Below are 14,912 nucleotides of genomic sequence, written 5' to 3'. Positions count from 1 at the left end.
GGTTCTCGCCGCAACCTCAGGCTGCGCCGAGCCCGTCCTGGTCGTTCAGGTACGCCTCGGGTCCCTGCTCGGCGGCCTCTTCGCTCATGTAGACGAACTCGAGCACGTTGCCGTCGGGGTCTTCCAGATCGCGCGAGTACATGAAGCCGTAGTCGGTGGCCGGGCGCGGTTCGGTGCCACCGGCGGCGAGCCCCGCGGCCACGATCGCGTCGACATCGTCGCGAGAATCGCGGGAGAGGGCGACAAGCACCTGCACGTCGTCCTTGGGTTCAATGAGCCGCTTGTCGGTGAACGTGGTGAAGAAGTCGCGCGTCAGCATCATGAAGTAGACGTCGTCGCTCCACACGACGCTCGCGGCGTTCTCATCGGTGAAGAGCGGATTGATCTCGCATCCAAGAGCGACGTAGAACGCCTTGGAGCGTTCGAGATCGGCGGTGGGCAGATTGACGAAGACCTTGGTCATGGTGACTCCTTCGGCGCGGCATCGCACACGAGGTTTCGGCGCGACACGGCGATGCTCGCAAACCGCATCCGCATCGTCAAGCCCCACTTCGTCCCGCAGCGCGGGCGCGGCAGATCCCCCTTGTGACGGATGCTGCGCGCCGTGCCCTGCCCGTACGGTGGAAACATGTCCCTTTCGTCTGCGCCTCTCGTGCCGCGCATCCCGACCCCGCGGGATCACCGCCTGGATGGCATCCTCGCGGGAGTGGTGTTCGTCGGTGCGGTGCTCAGTGCCGGGCTCAGCTCCATCGCGGAGGTGTACGGCGATGAGCAGGGGCCGCTGTGGGCGGCTCCGATCTATGCCCTCGCGATCTCGGCGCCGCTCGCGGTGCGCCGCCGGTGGCCGGCGATCGTCGCCGTCGTTGTCGCTGCGGCGTACTTCGCCGCGGTCACGCTGCGCATTCCCGAGATCTATGTGGGCAACATCGCCATGTTCATCGGTCTGTACACAGCGGGCGCCTGGATGAACGACCGGATGCGCGCGATGCTCGTGCGCGTCGCGATCATCGTGGGGATGTTCATCTGGCTCATCGTCACGATGTTCCGTGACGCGCTCATCAACGCGGATGAGATGGACATCGCCGCGGGGCTGTTCTCGCCCTACATCGCGTTCATGCTGATCAACGTCCTGACGAACGTGCTCTACTTCGGCGGCGCCTACTACTTCGGCGAGCGCAGTTGGGCGTCCGCGCAGCAGCGTGCGGTTCTGGAGCAGCGCACCGCCGATCTGGAGCGCGAGCGCGAGCTGACGGCAGCACAGGCGGTCGCTCTCGATCGGGTGCGCATCGCACGCGAACTGCACGATGTGGTCGCGCATCACGTCTCGGTGATGGGTGTGCAGGCAGGTGCTGCGCGGATGGTGCTGGATCAGGATCCTGAGGAGACGAGGCGCATTCTCCGGGGCGTGGAGGATTCGGCACGAACCGCGATCGGTGAGCTGCGGCATCTGCTCGAGACCTTGCGCACTCCGGACACCGAGACTGACGAAGCAGGGTCGACGGTGAGCCTGGATGACATCCCAGATCTGATCGCCGCCTCCGAGCAGGCGGGGCTCCCGACGAGTTACACCGTCGTCGGTGACCCTACGCCGATCCCCTCCCTGACTGCGGTGAACCTCTACCGCATCGCGCAGGAGTCGCTGACGAATGCGCGGCGCCACGCCGGGCCCCATGCGTCTGCGGATGTGCGGGTGCGATTCGGTGGGGATGATGTCGAGCTGGAGGTCGTGAACACGGGACGGCGGGTGACAGTGCTGCGCCCCGGCCTGGGGCTCGTCGGCATGCGTGAGCGCGCTCTGGCATCCGGAGGCACGATCGAGCTGACGCCGCGCGAGCACGGCGGCTTCCGGGTGCGGGCGACGGTTCCGCTGCGCGATGACACGGCGTCGAATGCCCTGACCCCGACCTCCGCCGCGACAGGATCCGCCTCATGAACCTTCGTGTTCTGCTTGTCGACGATCACGCGATGCTGCGCGCCGGTTTCCGCACGATCATCGATTCCCAGCCCGACATGACGGTGATCGGTGAGGCTGCCACCGGCGCGGAGGCGGTGGCCGCCGCATCCGCTCTGCAGCCGGACGTCATCACGATGGACGTGCAGATGCCCGACATGGACGGCATCGAGGCGACCCGCCGCATCGTCGCGGATGCGAACGTCACCGCGGCGATCGCGATCGTGACGACCTTCGATCACGATGACTATCTGTTCTCCGCGCTCGACGCCGGTGCCAGCGGATTCCTCCTGAAGAACGCGACGCCGGAGGAGCTTGTCACGGCCGTACGCGCACTCGGCGCTGGCGACGGTATCCTCGCCCCCGAGGTCACCCGACGCGTGCTGCAGCGTTTCACTGCACCGGTGGGGACGCCGATGGCAGGCGCGGTCCGCACGGCATCCGGCTCCCTTTCTCCGGTGCTCGCAGAGCCCCTGACCGAGCGGGAAGCCGAGGTGCTGCGGCTCATGGCGGAGGCACGGAGCAACGCCGAGATCGCGGCTGCCCTCTTCATCGGTGAGGCAACGGTGAAGACGCATGTGTCCCGCGTGCTGCAGAAGCTCGGAGCCCGCGACCGCGTGCAGGCCATCGTGCTCGCCCTGCGACACGGCATCGCCTGAACGATTCCCACTCGGCGTCGGCGATCCCCTCTGCACCTGGCCCCTTCGCCAGAGCGCCCCGCGTGTCAACCCCGTCGTGCACTCGAGCGTCCCCGCATAGCGTGGCTGCGGCCGCCTGACCAGTGGGAAACGATAAGGAGAGCAGGAATGTCTGAGACCACACCTCCGCCCGAAGACGACGAGATGACTCGCGCCGAGAAGCGTCGCGATCAGCTCACCACGGCGCCGAAAGCCACCGAGGAGGATGCAGCTGCGCGGATCACCGTCAGCAGGCATGACGGCAACACTCGCGTCGACATCGCACCCGACGCCGAGGTGCGTCCCGGCCCTGGCCCTGGCGCGCCAGGTGCCGATGAGGACGCCATCACCCGGTGAAAACGGCGGATGCCCCGAAGATCGTGTCTTCGGGGCATCCGCCGTGTGCTGTTCGGGCTGAATCAGACCAGCTGCAGAGCCGCGTGCGAGCGCGAGATGTGCAGGTTGAAGGCCTCCAGCCATGCCGTGAGGAACTCTGCGGTTCCGGCGTTGGTGACGTCGCCGTCCTCGGTGATGAGGCCGGGGGTGATGTGGATGAAGCCCTCGGGCTGACCCATCGTCAGTGCGTTGTAGTGACCGAGGATCGCACGCAGGTGCTGCTGCGCAGCCGCCGTGCCGACGCCGCCGATCGAGCCGCCGATGACCGCAACGGGCTTCTCGTTGAACGAGCCCTGGCCCCAGGGGCGTGCCGACCAGTCGAGGGCGTTCTTGAGGACACCCGGGATCGAGCGGCTGTACTCGGGGGTGATGATGAGGACACCGTCGACATCGGCGATGGCCTGCTTGAAGTCGCGGGCGACCTGCGGGTAGTCGGCGTCCTGGTCGGGCGAGTAGAAGCCGAGGTCCTTGATCGGGATCTCGACGAGCGTCGTGCCCTCTGGTGCGAGCTTCTCCAGCGCGGTGGCGAGGCTGCGGTTGATGGAGGTGCTGGAGATGCTGCCGACGATGTAGCCGATGGTGCGAGTCACAGAGAATCCTTTGTGCGTCTGAGGTGGTGCGTACGAAGAAGAGAACACACGCGTCGGGCAACTCTATTCCAATGAATGCAAAAAACTTCTGAGAGCGGATACCTCGCGGAGACCGCGAGCGACGCTAGCCTCGAAGCATCCGCCTACCGCGAGGTCTCGATGACGAACTCTTCTGCGCCGACCATCGCACCCCTGTCGCGCCCGATCATCGCGGGGGTGGTGACCGCGCTCGTCGGGTTCACCAGCTCGTTCGCGGTCGTGCTCACCGGACTCGCCGCCGTCGGGGCAACCCCGGGCCAGGCCGCCAGCGGCCTGCTCGCGCTGAGCCTCACGATGGGCATCGCCTGCATCGTGCTCGCCACGCGCTACCGGATGCCGATCACGGTCGCCTGGTCGACGCCGGGCGCCGCGCTCCTCGCCGCCACGGGCGTCGTCGAGGGCGGGTGGCCCGCCGCCGTCGGCGCCTTCTTCGTCGTGGCGGCGCTCATTCTGCTCACCGCACTCGTGCCGCAGATCGGCGCGCTGATCGCGTCCATCCCCGCGTCGATCGCCCAGGCCATGCTCGCCGGGGTGCTGCTGCCGCTCTGTCTCGCGCCGGTCACCGGGCTCGCGCTGAACCCCTGGGGTGTCGCGCCGGTCGCGATCACCTGGCTGATCTTCGCGCGCCTCGCGCCACGTTGGGCGGTGCCGTTGGCGTTCGTCGCCGCGACCGTCGTCGTCATCATCGGCGTCGTCACCTCCGGCAAGACGGTCGATCCCGCCCTCCTCATCCCGCAACTCGAGTGGACGGCACCCACTTTCACGCTGGGTGCCGTGATCGGCATCGCCCTGCCGCTGTTCGTCGTGACGATGGCGTCGCAGAACGTCCCGGGCATCGCGATCATGCGCAGCTTCGGATACGAGGTGCCGTGGCGTCCGGCGATGCTGGTGACGGGCCTGGGCACTGCCGCGGGCGCCGCCGCCGGAGGTCACGCGATCAATCTTGCGGCGATCAGCGCAGCGCTGGCCGCAGCCCCCGAGGCGGATCCCGACCCGAGGCGGCGGTGGGTCGCCGGGCTCTCCACGGGGGTCTCCTACGTTCTGCTCGGCGGATGCGCGGCCGCCTTCGCCGCACTCGTCCTGCTCGCACCGCCCGCCGTCATCCCGGCGGTCGCCGGCATCGCCCTGTTCGCCGCGTTCGGCTCATCCGTGCAGCAGGCGATCGACGACCCCGGCGAGCGCATCCCCGCCGTGGTGACGTTCCTGGTGGCCGCCTCCGGTGTCGCGGTCCTCGGCATCAGCGCGGCATTCTGGGCGATCGTGGCCGGGCTGCTCGTGCGGGGCGTCCTGCATCTCGGGCGACGCTGACCCCGTCAAGGGCGACGACTCCACCGCAGGGATGACCCATGAGAATCCGCCGCGCGGGGGATGTCCGCCGCCCGGCGGATTCGTACCGTGGAGGTATGACAACAGGGCAGCTGAACCTCTCCGGCATCACCAAGAGCTACGGCTCGCGGCGCGTGCTCGATGACATCACCTTCCCGGTCGCTCCTGGCCGCCTGACGGGCTTCGTCGGCGGCAACGGCGCCGGCAAGACCACGACCATGCGCATCATCCTGGGCGTGCTGTCCGCCGACGGCGGCAGCGTCACGCTGAACGGCCAGGAGATCACGGCCGCCGACCGCCGTCGCTTCGGCTACATGCCGGAAGAGCGCGGGCTGTACCCGAAGATGAAGGTGCTCGAGCAGGTCGCCTATCTGGCACGCCTCCACGGCTTCTCGAAGGCGGATGCCACGGCGCGCGCGACCGCGCTGCTGACCGAGCTCGGCCTGGGTGAGCGTCTGGACTCGCTGATCGAGTCGCTGTCGCTGGGAAACCAGCAGCGCGCACAGATCGCTGCGGCGCTCGTGCACGACCCGGAGGTGCTCATCCTCGATGAGCCGTTCTCGGGCCTCGACCCTCTGGCCGTCGATGTCGTTGCCGGCGTCCTGCAGGCGCGCGCCGCGCAGGGTGTGTCCATAATGTTCTCCTCGCACCAGCTCGATGTCGTCGAGCGCCTCTGCGACGATCTGGTCATCATCGCCGGCGGCACGATCCGCGCATCGGGGTCGCGTGATGCGCTCCGCGCGCAGTACTCGGCGCCCCGCTATGAACTCGTCTCTGCCGGAGACGCGGGCTGGCTGCGCGCTGAGCCCGGCGTCACCGTCGTCGACTTCGAGGGTGGCTCGGCCGTCTTCGACGTCGACAGCCCCGACACCGCTCAGCGCGTACTGCGCTCCGCGGTCGACCGCGGCGGAGTGAACAGCTTCGCCCCGCAGCATCCGACTCTTGCCCAGATCTTCAAGGAGGTCATCCAGTGAGCACCCCCACCCGCACTCCGGTGCGCGAGACGTCCGCGGTCTGGCTGGTCGCCGAGCGCGAGATCGGCTCGAAGCTGCGCAGCAAGGCGTTCATGATCTCGACCGGGATCATGATGCTGATCGCCCTCGCCGGCGTGCTCTTCGGCGGTTTCACCGCGAAGAACCCCGACCCGACGGCGATCGCCGTGACCTCCGAGACCGTCGCTGTCGCCGAGGCGATGCAGAACACGAAGATCACCGAGGTCGCGGATGCTGCCGCTGCCGAAGAACTGGTGCGCAACGGCGACGTGAGCGTGGCGATCGTTCCGAGCGATGACCCGACCTTCGGGTACAGCGCCGTCTTCCTCGATGGCGTCTCCAACTCGCTGCTCATGCAGCTCGCGAAGGTCCCGTCGGTCGACATTCTCGAGCCGGCGACGACCGATGGGATGCTGCGCTACTTCATCGCCATCGCCTTCGGCATCGTCTTCCTCATCGCCGCATCGACGTTCGGCGGCACGATCGCGCAGAGCGTCGTCGAAGAGAAGCAGACGCGCGTCGTCGAGCTGCTGATCTCGGCCATCCCCGCCCGTACGCTCCTGGCCGGCAAGGTGCTCGGCAACACGGTGCTCGCGATGGGGCAGATCCTGCTGCTCGCCGCCATCGCCGTCGTCGGGCTCTCGGTGACCGGGCAGAGCGAGGTGCTGTCGTTCCTCGGCGCACCGATCCTGTGGTTCGCCGTGTTCTTCCTCTTCGGATTCATCCTGCTGGCGTCGCTGTTCGCCGCCGCCGCCGCGATGGTCTCGCGCCAGGAGGACATCGGATCGACGACCATGCCGATCACGATGCTCGTGATGCTGCCGTACTTCCTCGTCATCTTCTTCAACGACAACCCGCTGGTCATGACGATCCTGTCGTACGTGCCCTTCTCGGCGCCCGTCGGCATGCCGATGCGCCTGTTCGTCGGCGAAGCGCAGTGGTGGGAGCCGCTCGTCTCGCTCGCGATCCTGCTCGTCAGCTGCGGCGTAGCGATCGCGATCGGCGCGAAGATCTACGAGAACTCGCTGCTGCGCATGGGCAGCCGTGTGAAGCTCAAGGAGGCCCTGCGGGGCTGAGACACCGCTGGGACAGCGCCCGTCAGGTCTTCGGACCTGACGGGCGCTTTGTGTTCCCGAGCTTCTGAGCGGCCCCAGAAAGACGGCACTTCCGGTCGCCGAGGCCGCGTTGCTGGGACCGCTCACGGCCGGCGCTCCCAGCGGTCTCAGAAACTCTGCCGCCATGTGACGTAGCGCCTGTATTGCTGGGACCAGTGCGACGGGTGGACGGGCCGACGGGGCTGGACGCGTAGAGCGGAGCTATTTCCGTGACGAACGCGAGGGCAGGGCGCCGGCGAGAAGCAGCGCGACGATCCCCGCGACCGGGGCGATGAGGAGCCCGGCACGGAGCGACTCATTGTCGGCGATGAAACCGACGAACGGTGGCGACAGCAGGAATCCGAGGCGCAGCAGCCACGAGACGATCGTGAGGCCGACGCCGGGCCGAAGGCCGGGCAGCTCGTCGGCCGCGTGCATCGCCGCCGGGATCAGGGTCGCGATGCCGAAACCGACGACCGCGAAACCGGCGATCGTGCCGGGGATCGATGGGAAGGCGAGTGCGAGTCCCATCCCGACCGCGGCGATCAGGCCGCCGACGCGAGCGACCACGCGGGCACCGAACCGGTCGGTCATGGGGTCGCCGAGCATGCGCCCGATGAACTGTGCTCCGACGAGGGCGATGAAGCCGATGGGCGCGATGGCGGGTGCCGCTCCCAGGGATTCGGCGAGGTAGATCGTGGCCCACGAGTTGCCGGCGTCTTCTGCGATACCGCCCGCCATCGCGACGAGGGTGAGCGCGGCGAGCATCACGATGATCCGGGGGCTCACGCCGCGGCGCGGCGGGGTGAGAGCCTCGGGGACGTCAGCGACAGCATCCGCCTCGTCTTTGCCCGGCAGGCAGAAGCGCAGCGCGAACAGCGCGACCGTCGCGAACACGGCCGTCGAGATGCCAAGGTGCACGCCGACCGGCAGGCCGAGCGCGATCGCCGCCGCCCCCATGACGCCGCCGATGACCGCACCGATCGACCAGATCGCGTGAAAGAAGTTGATGATCGAACGCCCGTAGCGCTTCTGCACACGCAGCCCGTGCGCGTTTTGGGCGACATCGGTGATCGCATCGCTCGCGCCCGCCAGCAGCAGCGCGAGCGCGAAGAGCGCCGCCGACGGCGCGAGGCCTGCGGCAAGGAAGCCGAGGCTCGTGAGAGTCGTGCCGAAGACGGCGACGCGCGCCGACCCGAAGCGGCGGATGATCACTGCCGCGGCAAGACCTGCGACGATCGCGCCCGCCGGAAGCGCCGCCACCGAGAGCCCGAACGTCGCATTGTCGAGGCCGAGCGCCGCCTTGATCTCCGGGTACCGCGGCAGCAGGTTCGCGAACAGCGCGCCGTTGGTGAGAAAGAGCGCGGCGACCGCGAGTCGCGCACGGCGGGCTGCGGCATCCGGGATCACACGGGCGTCGGCGGTCGAGGAGTCACCCGAGGCATTCATCCGAACAATCCTGTCACGCGCCGCGCGCCGTTCAGCTCGCCTTCTCTGCGCACGGCACGCACATCGTCGCCATCGGCCGCACCTCCAGCCGCCCCTTCGGAATCGGCTGGCCGCAGCGGATGCAGGTTCCGTAGGTGCCGTCGTCGATACGGCCGAGTGCGGCGAGAACCTCAGCGAGCTCTGCCTTCATCGACCGTTGCAGTCCGTCGAGCTTCTGCCACTCCCCCGAGAGCGTCGTGCCCTCGGGGTCGTGCTCGTCATCGGCGGTCGCGTCGGCGCGGTCATGGCGGATGCTGGCTTCGTCGCGCTCCAGCCGCGCGAGAAGCTCTTCGAGCTCGGCACGCCGGTCGTCGAGCAGAGTGCGGAAGTGCGCGAACTCGGGAGTCATGCCCCCATCCTGCGTCCGGTCTCGGACATCAGGCCGGATTTCGAAAGAACCCGCCTTCCTCAGCGCGAGCCGAGCTCATCCCGAAGTCGCGCGGACTCGTCCTCGGGCATCCGATACTCGTGCTCTGGGGCTGGGTAGGAGCCGTCGCGCACATCGCGTGTGTACGCCGCGACGCCGTCGACCATCGCACCGCGGAGGTCGGCGTAGCGCTTGACGAACTTCGCCGCCGGACCGTCGTAGATGCCGAGCAGATCGTGGAACACGAGCACCTGCCCATCGACCGCAGCGCCCGCGCCGATGCCGATCACCGGGATCTCCAGCGCAGCCACGATCATCGCAGCCACCTCGCTCGGCACGGCCTCGATCACGAGCAGCGAGCATCCGGCCTCTTGCAGCGCGAGTGCCTCATCGCGCAGTACGAGTGCCGCCTCCGCTGTTCGCCCCTGGGCGCGATAGCCGCCGAGCGCAGCCACGGACTGCGGAGTGAGCCCGATGTGACCGACGACCGGGATGCCCGCCTGAACGAGCGCTCGCGCCCGATCCACGCTCGTCCCTCCGCGCTCGATCTTGACGAGGTCGCATCCGGCCTCTTTCACGAAGCGCTGCGCGGTGGCGATCGCAAGTTCGTCGGATGCCTCGTAGGAGCCGAACGGCAGATCACCGACGAGCAGCGGCCGAGTGAGGCCGCGACGCACGGCCCGGGTGAGCATGAGCATCTCGTCGACTGTCACGGGAACGGTGCTGTCGTAGCCGAGGACCGTCATCGCGGCCGAATCACCGACGAGCACGACGTCCACGCCCGCGGCCTCGACGATCTGCGCGCTCGGGTGGTCGTAGGCCGTGACCATCACGATCGGCTCGCGTGCGGCCTTCTTCACGGCAAGGTCGGCAAGCGTCATGCGCTTTGCGGGGGCGGCGTGTGCGCTCATGCGGTGGCCTCGGTCAGTAACGCGTCGACCACGTCGTCGACCTGGATGATGCGGTTCGCACGGTCGACGTGCACGACCGTCGGCTCGTAGGTCGTGAGGTCTTCGCGCGAGTAATCGGCGTAGGAGATGACGATGATCGTGTCGCCGGAGTGCACGAGACGCGCGGCGGCGCCGTTGACCTGCATGACACCCGAGCCGCGCTCGCCCGCGATCGTGTACGTCTCGAAGCGCGCGCCGTTGTCGACGTCGACGACGTGCACCTGCTCGTGCACGAGGATGTCCGCCGCGTCGAGCAGGTCCGGGTCGATCGTGATCGAGCCGACGTAGTTCAGGTCGCTGCCGGTGATCGTGGCGCGGTGGATCTTGGACTTCAGCATGGTGCGTCGCATCAGGCGTCGCCTCTCCCGTGGGTTGCGTGTGCGTTCTTTGCCTGCAGAGTGTGGTTGTCGATCAGGCGTGCGGCGCCGACATGGGCGGCGACGGCGAGCAGCGTGTCTCGGTCGACCGTCGTCACCGGATGCAGCGTCTCGGCGTCGCGCAGTTCGAGGTACTCCGGGGTGATTCCGGCGTCTGCGAGCACGCTGCGCGCCGCCTCCACGATTCGCGCGCCGTCGCGCTCGCCTGCGAGACGCAGAGCCTCGGCGGCATCGAGTGCCCGACTCAGCGCGGTGGCCTGCGCCCGGGAGTCGGCGTCGAGGTAGACGTTGCGTGAGCTCATGGCGAGCCCGTCGGATTCACGCACGATCGGGCAAGCGACGATCCGCACGTCGAGGTCGAGGTCGCGCACGACGCGGCGCACGACGAGCACCTGTTGGGCGTCCTTCTGCCCGAAGTACGCGACGTCGGGCCGCACGATGCCGAAGAGCTTCGTCACGACCGTCGCGACGCCGTCGAAGTGGTGTGGACCGCGGGATGCTCCGTCGAGCACGTCGGTGACGCCTGCGACATGGATGCTCGTCGCGAAGCCGTCGGGGTAGATCTCGGCGGCATCCGGGGCGAAGAGGATGTCGACGCCCTCAGCTTCGGCGAGCGCTGCGTCTCTGGTTTCGTCGCGCGGATATGTGCTGAGGTCTTCGTTCGCGCCGAACTGCGTCGGATTGACGAAGAGCGAGACCACGACGAGGTCGTTGTTCGCACGCGCCTCGCGCATGAGCGAGAGGTGCCCCTCGTGAAAGGCACCCATGGTGGGGACGAAGCCGACACTCTCGCCGCAACTGCGGGCCTCGCGGACAGCCGCGCGCACCTCGTCGATCGTACGGAGGATTCTCATGCGGCGGTCTCCCTGTCGGTGGGCGGATGCTGCGCCGAGCGCGCCGCGATCGTGCGCGTCGCCGCCGCGAGTGCGTCGAAGAGGTCGCCAAGATCCGCGGAAGCGGATGCTGCGCGCTGCCGCGCAACCGTCTCCTCGTCGCCGCGGGCGATCGGCCCCGTCAGCGTCTGGGTGGCACCGGCGCTGCGCCAGTTCTCAACCGTCTGCAGCACGAGAGGGGCAAAAAGCTCACGGGAGCCACGGATGTCACTCGCTGCGGCGAGCTGTTCCGCTGCGTCAAGCACGGTGAGCACGAAATTCGAGGCGAAGGATGCGGCTGCGTGATACGCCGCGCGGTGCGCATCGTCCAGAGGAAAGGGCCGGGCGCCCAGCGCCAACGCGATGTCGGCGGCGAGGCTCTCATCTTGTGCAGTGCGACCGGTGATCGCAGCGCCGACGCCATGAAAGACGTCGGGATGCTCGGTTCCCGTGAAGGTCTGAAGCGGATGGATGCGGAAGTCCACACCTTCCAGGGACGTCGCACCCGAGAGGTGGCCGACCCTGCTAGCGAAGCCGCGGGCGGCAGCGGCAGCATCCGCGATTACCGCATCGGGCACCGCGAGAAGCGCGATGTCCGCGTGCGCAGACTCACCGCGGCGTAGCGGCCCGTGCACGGCGAAGCCCGCCGCACGCAGGACCCCGGTGAGGACCGTGCCCAGGCGTCCCGCGCCGATCACGGCGAACGTCGTTTCGGGGCCGAGCGCATGCGAGCTGGTCATGGCGATTTCCGGTAGGAGCGGGACGGCGGGACGCCACGAGTATCCGACGCGAGTGGCCCTCGCTCCAAATTGGAGAGCAAAACGCAATCCAACAAGGGTAAACTGGTATGCGTTTCGACTACTTGCGCACGATTTCAGTAGTCACATTGCTCTCTCCCTCGTGGAGGCCCCCGTCCCCTACGAGGCTCCCGCATCCTCCAGCACAATGCGCGCATGACGACGCACGACTTCGAACGGCGAGTCGAGCGCAGCGCGCGCGGTCTCGACCTCCTCACGGGTGATCGTGCAGTAGCCACTTCCGGGCGCGAGGGCGTCGAGTATCTCCTCCGCCAGTGCGAGGTCCGCCGCGAGCACCTCCTCGAGTGGCGTGTAATCGAGGGGGATGTGCGTCACCGCGTGATCGCGGAACGACGTGTACGGCGCGGCGAGCGCACGCACCAGCACCGGGCGCGGCAACTGTTCGCGTTCCGCCAGCACGACGTCGAGACGCCCCAGACGCGCCAGCGCAGCCGCCGCCCAGGCGCGATCCGGCTCCGAGAGCTTCTTTCCCTTCATCACCGGCGTGAGCGCGTCGATCACGGTGTCGTCGGCGATGCCGGTATCGGCGAGCACCTTCGCCCAGCGCCAGCGGTCGCGGGAGCGGGGCATCCGCTCGACGGCGACGGCCGCGGCATCCGGGCCGAGTTGCACCAGCAGGCGCACCGCATCCTCACCCGACACCGCTCCCGGCACAAACGCATCGATGATCTCACCGAGTGCGGCGGCGCGCTCGCGGGGCGGAAGGGCGGCGAGCCGCGCGAGCTCCTGCGCCTCTTCGTCGAGTTCGGGAAAGTGCGCGCGCACCTGCGCCGGGGTGAGGCTCAGTGGGATGAGCTCCCACGCCTCATCCATCGCGACGGCGATGAAGCTCTTCTCGACCGTGCCCTCGGCGACGAGTGGTCCGCGCGCCTTCTTCGCGGCCTTCGCGAACGCACGCAGGAAACGGTCGTAGACCTTCTCCCAGTGCTCGTCGTCGCCCGCGCAGGCGTGCGCCTCGACTCTCGCAGCCCACGCATCGTCTTCCTCGGACGGATCGAGCTGCTCGCTCCAGTCCGCGGGGCTCCACCGCAGATCTGCGGGTTCGAAGCGCGAATCTGCGGTGATCGCGGCGAGGTCTTCTTCGGTGGCGATCGCGAGCGCTGGCCAGGCGACCACCCCACCGGTCTCCCCATAGAAGACATGGAACGCGGCACCGTAGATGTGATCGCCAGGATGCCCCGCCGCGTGCGCGCGCACCGACGCAGCGAGGCGTTCGAGGATGTGCGCGTCGAGCGCCTTCCAATCGAGGTCAGACGTCTTTGCGGGCATGGGGCTCCTCCGGGGGGCGACGCGCATCAGCGTAGCGGTGGGGCGCGACATCCGCCGAGCGCAACCCCCTGTCTCACATCCGCCCACCGACCTACCCTCAAGACATGGTCGATCTCTCCCAGCCCACCGGCACCGAAGACGAACTGCATGCGCTCCCCCGCCCCGACGGATCGTCGCCGCGGGCGCTTGTGCTCGGCGCAACGGGGTACATCGGCGGGCGACTCACACCGCGGCTACTGAACGCGGGGTATCGAGTGCGGGTCCTGGCTCGGGATCGGGTGCGCGCAGCATCCTTCCCCTGGGGTTCCGAGTGCGAGATCGTCGAGGGCTCGGCGGACGACGCGGACGCTGTCGCGGAAGCCATGGATGACGTCGATGTCGTCTACTACCTGATCCATTCGATGAGCGCGGGCAAGGGATTTGAAGAGGCGGACGAGCGCACGGCGCGCACCGTCGCGGAGGCCGCCCGTCGCGCCGGAGTCGGTCGGATCGTGTATCTGGGCGGGCTGCATCCGGATGACGCGAAGCTGTCGGCGCACCTGCGTTCGCGGGTGCATGTGGGCGAGATCTTCCTCGAATCGGGGGTGCCGACGCTCGTGTTGCAGGCCGGAGTGGTGATCGGTTCGGGGTCAGCGTCGTTCGAGATGATCCGGCATCTAACCGAGGTACTGCCGTACATGCCGGCGCCGAAGTGGGTACGCAATCGGATCCAGCCGATCGCCGTGCGTGACGTGCTGCACTACCTGCTGGGGGCGGCGCGGGTTGACCCTTCGGTGAATCGGGCGGTCGATATCGGCGGGCCAGATGTGCTGCGCTATGGCCAGATGATGAACGGATATGCCGTCGAGGCAGGACTGCCGCAGCGAGCGATCACCGCACTGCCGGTACTGACGCCGGGTCTCGCGTCGCACTGGGTGAACCTGGTGACGCCGGTGCCGCGGTCGATCGCCCGGCCGCTGGTCGCATCACTGCAGAACGAGTGCATCGTGAAGGATCGCTCGGTGGATGCGCTGATTCCGCCGCCGGCCGGAGGGCTGACGCCCTACCGCCGCGCGGTCGCCCTGGCACTGGGTCGCGTTGATGCGGACTCGGTGGAGACGAGTTGGCAGGATGCGGAGGTCTTCGGCGTGCCCAGCGACCCCCTGCCGAGCGACCCGGACTGGGCCGGACGGACCGTATTCACCGACGAGCGTTCGGTGAAGACATCCGCGTCGGTCGAGGAGCTGTGGCAGGTGATCCAGGGCATCGGCGGCTCGAACGGCTGGTACTCGTCGCCGCTGCTGTGGGCACTGCGCGGGTGGATGGACCGCCTCGTCGGCGGCGTCGGCCTGCAGCGCGGTCGCCGCAGTCGTGCCGGGGCACGCGTCGGCGACGCGATCGATTTCTGGCGCGTCGAGGCGGTCGATGAGACGGATGCTGGGCGGCTGCTGCGCTTGCGGGCCGAGATGAAGGTTCCTGGCGATGCATGGTTGGAGCTGCGGGCGGTGCCGGATGCTGAGGGAGCGAAGTACGAGCAGCGGGCGGTGTTCTTCCCGCGCGGGCTCGCGGGAAGGCTTTACTGGCTGGCAGTGCTGCCGTTCCACGGGTTCATCTTTGCCGGAATGGCCGCCCGGATTGCGGCGGCCGCGGAGGCGCTGAAGAAGGAGCAGGCGTTCGTTGAGCCTGGGTGAGGGGTGCAGCCAACCTCAGAACGCCTTGATCAGGGT

At 68.3% G+C, this 14,912-nt stretch carries 16 protein-coding genes; 7 read left to right on the top strand and 9 right to left on the bottom strand.

Annotated elements, in window-relative coordinates:
• Nucleotides 1–16: 16 nt before the first annotated feature.
• Nucleotides 17–463, bottom strand: a complete 447-nt coding sequence (locus AC1REM_RS04740) for a VOC family protein (RefSeq protein WP_492513574.1) — start codon at nt 461–463, stop codon at nt 17–19.
• A gap of 165 nt (nt 464–628) precedes the next feature.
• Here AC1REM_RS04740 and AC1REM_RS04735 point away from each other — a divergent pair, with 165 nt between their 5' ends.
• The 3 genes from AC1REM_RS04735 to AC1REM_RS04725 all read left to right on the top strand — a co-directional run bounded on the left by AC1REM_RS04735 (nt 629) and on the right by AC1REM_RS04725 (nt 2,985).
• On the top strand, nt 629–1,933 hold the full coding sequence (locus AC1REM_RS04735; RefSeq protein WP_492513573.1) for a sensor histidine kinase: 1,305 nt from the start codon (nt 629–631) through the stop codon (nt 1,931–1,933).
• Nucleotides 1,930–2,610: a response regulator gene (locus AC1REM_RS04730; protein ID WP_492513572.1), complete on the top strand. Its 681-nt coding sequence runs from the start codon at nt 1,930–1,932 to the stop codon at nt 2,608–2,610. The genes AC1REM_RS04735 and AC1REM_RS04730 overlap by 4 nt, the downstream gene beginning before the upstream one ends.
• Nucleotides 2,611–2,757: 147 nt before the next feature.
• Nucleotides 2,758–2,985 carry a multidrug transporter gene (locus tag AC1REM_RS04725; protein ID WP_492513571.1) on the top strand — a complete coding sequence of 76 codons (228 nt, stop codon included), beginning with the start codon at nt 2,758–2,760 and terminating at the stop codon, nt 2,983–2,985.
• Nucleotides 2,986–3,047: 62 nt separating this feature from the next.
• On the opposite strand, the gene AC1REM_RS04720 is transcribed toward AC1REM_RS04725, so the two are convergent.
• On the bottom strand, nt 3,048–3,614 hold the full coding sequence (locus AC1REM_RS04720) for an NADPH-dependent FMN reductase (protein ID WP_204938798.1): 567 nt from the start codon (nt 3,612–3,614) through the stop codon (nt 3,048–3,050).
• Nucleotides 3,615–3,773: 159 nt separating this feature from the next.
• Between AC1REM_RS04720 and AC1REM_RS04715 the strand changes: the two genes are divergently transcribed.
• From AC1REM_RS04715 to AC1REM_RS04705, 3 genes are all read left to right on the top strand, one after another.
• Nucleotides 3,774–4,961, top strand: coding sequence for a benzoate/H(+) symporter BenE family transporter (locus tag AC1REM_RS04715; RefSeq protein WP_492514470.1), 1,188 nt, complete (start codon nt 3,774–3,776; stop codon nt 4,959–4,961).
• Nucleotides 4,962–5,056: 95 nt separating this feature from the next.
• Nucleotides 5,057–5,953, top strand: a complete 897-nt coding sequence (locus AC1REM_RS04710) for an ABC transporter ATP-binding protein (RefSeq protein WP_492513570.1) — start codon at nt 5,057–5,059, stop codon at nt 5,951–5,953.
• Nucleotides 5,950–7,047 (top strand): ABC transporter permease, encoded by a 1,098-nt coding sequence (locus tag AC1REM_RS04705; protein ID WP_492513569.1) that lies wholly within the window; start codon nt 5,950–5,952, stop codon nt 7,045–7,047. Before AC1REM_RS04710 ends, AC1REM_RS04705 begins: the two co-directional genes overlap by 4 nt.
• Nucleotides 7,048–7,287: 240 nt before the next feature.
• Here the strand turns inward: AC1REM_RS04705 and AC1REM_RS04700 are convergent, their stop codons facing one another.
• The 7 genes from AC1REM_RS04700 to AC1REM_RS04670 all read right to left on the bottom strand — a co-directional run bounded on the left by AC1REM_RS04700 (nt 7,288) and on the right by AC1REM_RS04670 (nt 13,206).
• Entirely contained in the window at nt 7,288–8,514 is a 1,227-nt protein-coding gene (locus AC1REM_RS04700) for an MFS transporter (protein WP_492513568.1), read from the bottom strand.
• 31 nt (nt 8,515–8,545) lie between these two features.
• The gene (locus AC1REM_RS04695) at nt 8,546–8,902 is read right to left on the bottom strand and encodes a TraR/DksA family transcriptional regulator (protein WP_492513567.1); all 357 of its coding nucleotides are present in this window, start codon (nt 8,900–8,902) and stop codon (nt 8,546–8,548) included.
• A 59-nt stretch (nt 8,903–8,961) separates the two neighbouring features.
• Nucleotides 8,962–9,831, bottom strand: coding sequence for a 3-methyl-2-oxobutanoate hydroxymethyltransferase (gene panB / locus AC1REM_RS04690; RefSeq protein ID WP_492513566.1), 870 nt, complete (start codon nt 9,829–9,831; stop codon nt 8,962–8,964).
• Nucleotides 9,828–10,220 carry an aspartate 1-decarboxylase gene (gene panD, locus AC1REM_RS04685; RefSeq protein WP_492513565.1) on the bottom strand — a complete coding sequence of 131 codons (393 nt, stop codon included), beginning with the start codon at nt 10,218–10,220 and terminating at the stop codon, nt 9,828–9,830. The genes panB and panD overlap by 4 nt, the downstream gene beginning before the upstream one ends.
• Nucleotides 10,220–11,101 (bottom strand): pantoate--beta-alanine ligase, encoded by an 882-nt coding sequence (gene panC, locus AC1REM_RS04680; RefSeq protein ID WP_492513564.1) that lies wholly within the window; start codon nt 11,099–11,101, stop codon nt 10,220–10,222. The genes panD and panC overlap by 1 nt, the downstream gene beginning before the upstream one ends.
• Nucleotides 11,098–11,859 (bottom strand): DUF2520 domain-containing protein, encoded by a 762-nt coding sequence (locus AC1REM_RS04675; protein WP_492513563.1) that lies wholly within the window; start codon nt 11,857–11,859, stop codon nt 11,098–11,100. The genes panC and AC1REM_RS04675 overlap by 4 nt, the downstream gene beginning before the upstream one ends.
• A 177-nt stretch (nt 11,860–12,036) precedes the next feature.
• On the bottom strand, nt 12,037–13,206 hold the full coding sequence (locus AC1REM_RS04670) for a DUF4303 domain-containing protein (protein ID WP_492513562.1): 1,170 nt from the start codon (nt 13,204–13,206) through the stop codon (nt 12,037–12,039).
• A 104-nt stretch (nt 13,207–13,310) separates the two neighbouring features.
• On the opposite strand from AC1REM_RS04670, the gene AC1REM_RS04665 reads away from it, so the two are divergent.
• A complete protein-coding gene (locus AC1REM_RS04665; protein ID WP_492513561.1) occupies nt 13,311–14,876 on the top strand; it encodes an SDR family oxidoreductase in 1,566 nt (521 codons plus the stop codon).
• Nucleotides 14,877–14,912: the final 36 nt, after the last annotated feature.

This window comes from Microbacterium sp. GW823-FHT02G05 (genome assembly GCF_058797175.1).
This window is presented reverse-complemented; position numbering and strand designations above follow the sequence as displayed.

Coding starts and splice junctions, on each gene's coding strand:
- AC1REM_RS04700 (WP_492513568.1), bottom strand. CDS start 8,514: ATGAATGCCTCGGGTGACTCCTCGACCGCCGACGCCCGTGTGATCCCG.
- AC1REM_RS04715 (WP_492514470.1), top strand. CDS start 3,774: ATGACGAACTCTTCTGCGCCGACCATCGCACCCCTGTCGCGCCCGATC.
- AC1REM_RS04730 (WP_492513572.1), top strand. CDS start 1,930: ATGAACCTTCGTGTTCTGCTTGTCGACGATCACGCGATGCTGCGCGCC.
- AC1REM_RS04740 (WP_492513574.1), bottom strand. CDS start 463: ATGACCAAGGTCTTCGTCAATCTGCCCACCGCCGATCTCGAACGCTCC.
- panD (WP_492513565.1), bottom strand. CDS start 10,220: ATGCGACGCACCATGCTGAAGTCCAAGATCCACCGCGCCACGATCACC.
- panC (WP_492513564.1), bottom strand. CDS start 11,101: ATGAGAATCCTCCGTACGATCGACGAGGTGCGCGCGGCTGTCCGCGAG.
- AC1REM_RS04675 (WP_492513563.1), bottom strand. CDS start 11,859: ATGACCAGCTCGCATGCGCTCGGCCCCGAAACGACGTTCGCCGTGATC.
- AC1REM_RS04695 (WP_492513567.1), bottom strand. CDS start 8,902: ATGACTCCCGAGTTCGCGCACTTCCGCACTCTGCTCGACGACCGGCGT.
- AC1REM_RS04735 (WP_492513573.1), top strand. CDS start 629: ATGTCCCTTTCGTCTGCGCCTCTCGTGCCGCGCATCCCGACCCCGCGG.
- AC1REM_RS04670 (WP_492513562.1), bottom strand. CDS start 13,206: ATGCCCGCAAAGACGTCTGACCTCGATTGGAAGGCGCTCGACGCGCAC.
- AC1REM_RS04725 (WP_492513571.1), top strand. CDS start 2,758: ATGTCTGAGACCACACCTCCGCCCGAAGACGACGAGATGACTCGCGCC.
- panB (WP_492513566.1), bottom strand. CDS start 9,831: ATGAGCGCACACGCCGCCCCCGCAAAGCGCATGACGCTTGCCGACCTT.
- AC1REM_RS04665 (WP_492513561.1), top strand. CDS start 13,311: ATGGTCGATCTCTCCCAGCCCACCGGCACCGAAGACGAACTGCATGCG.
- AC1REM_RS04710 (WP_492513570.1), top strand. CDS start 5,057: ATGACAACAGGGCAGCTGAACCTCTCCGGCATCACCAAGAGCTACGGC.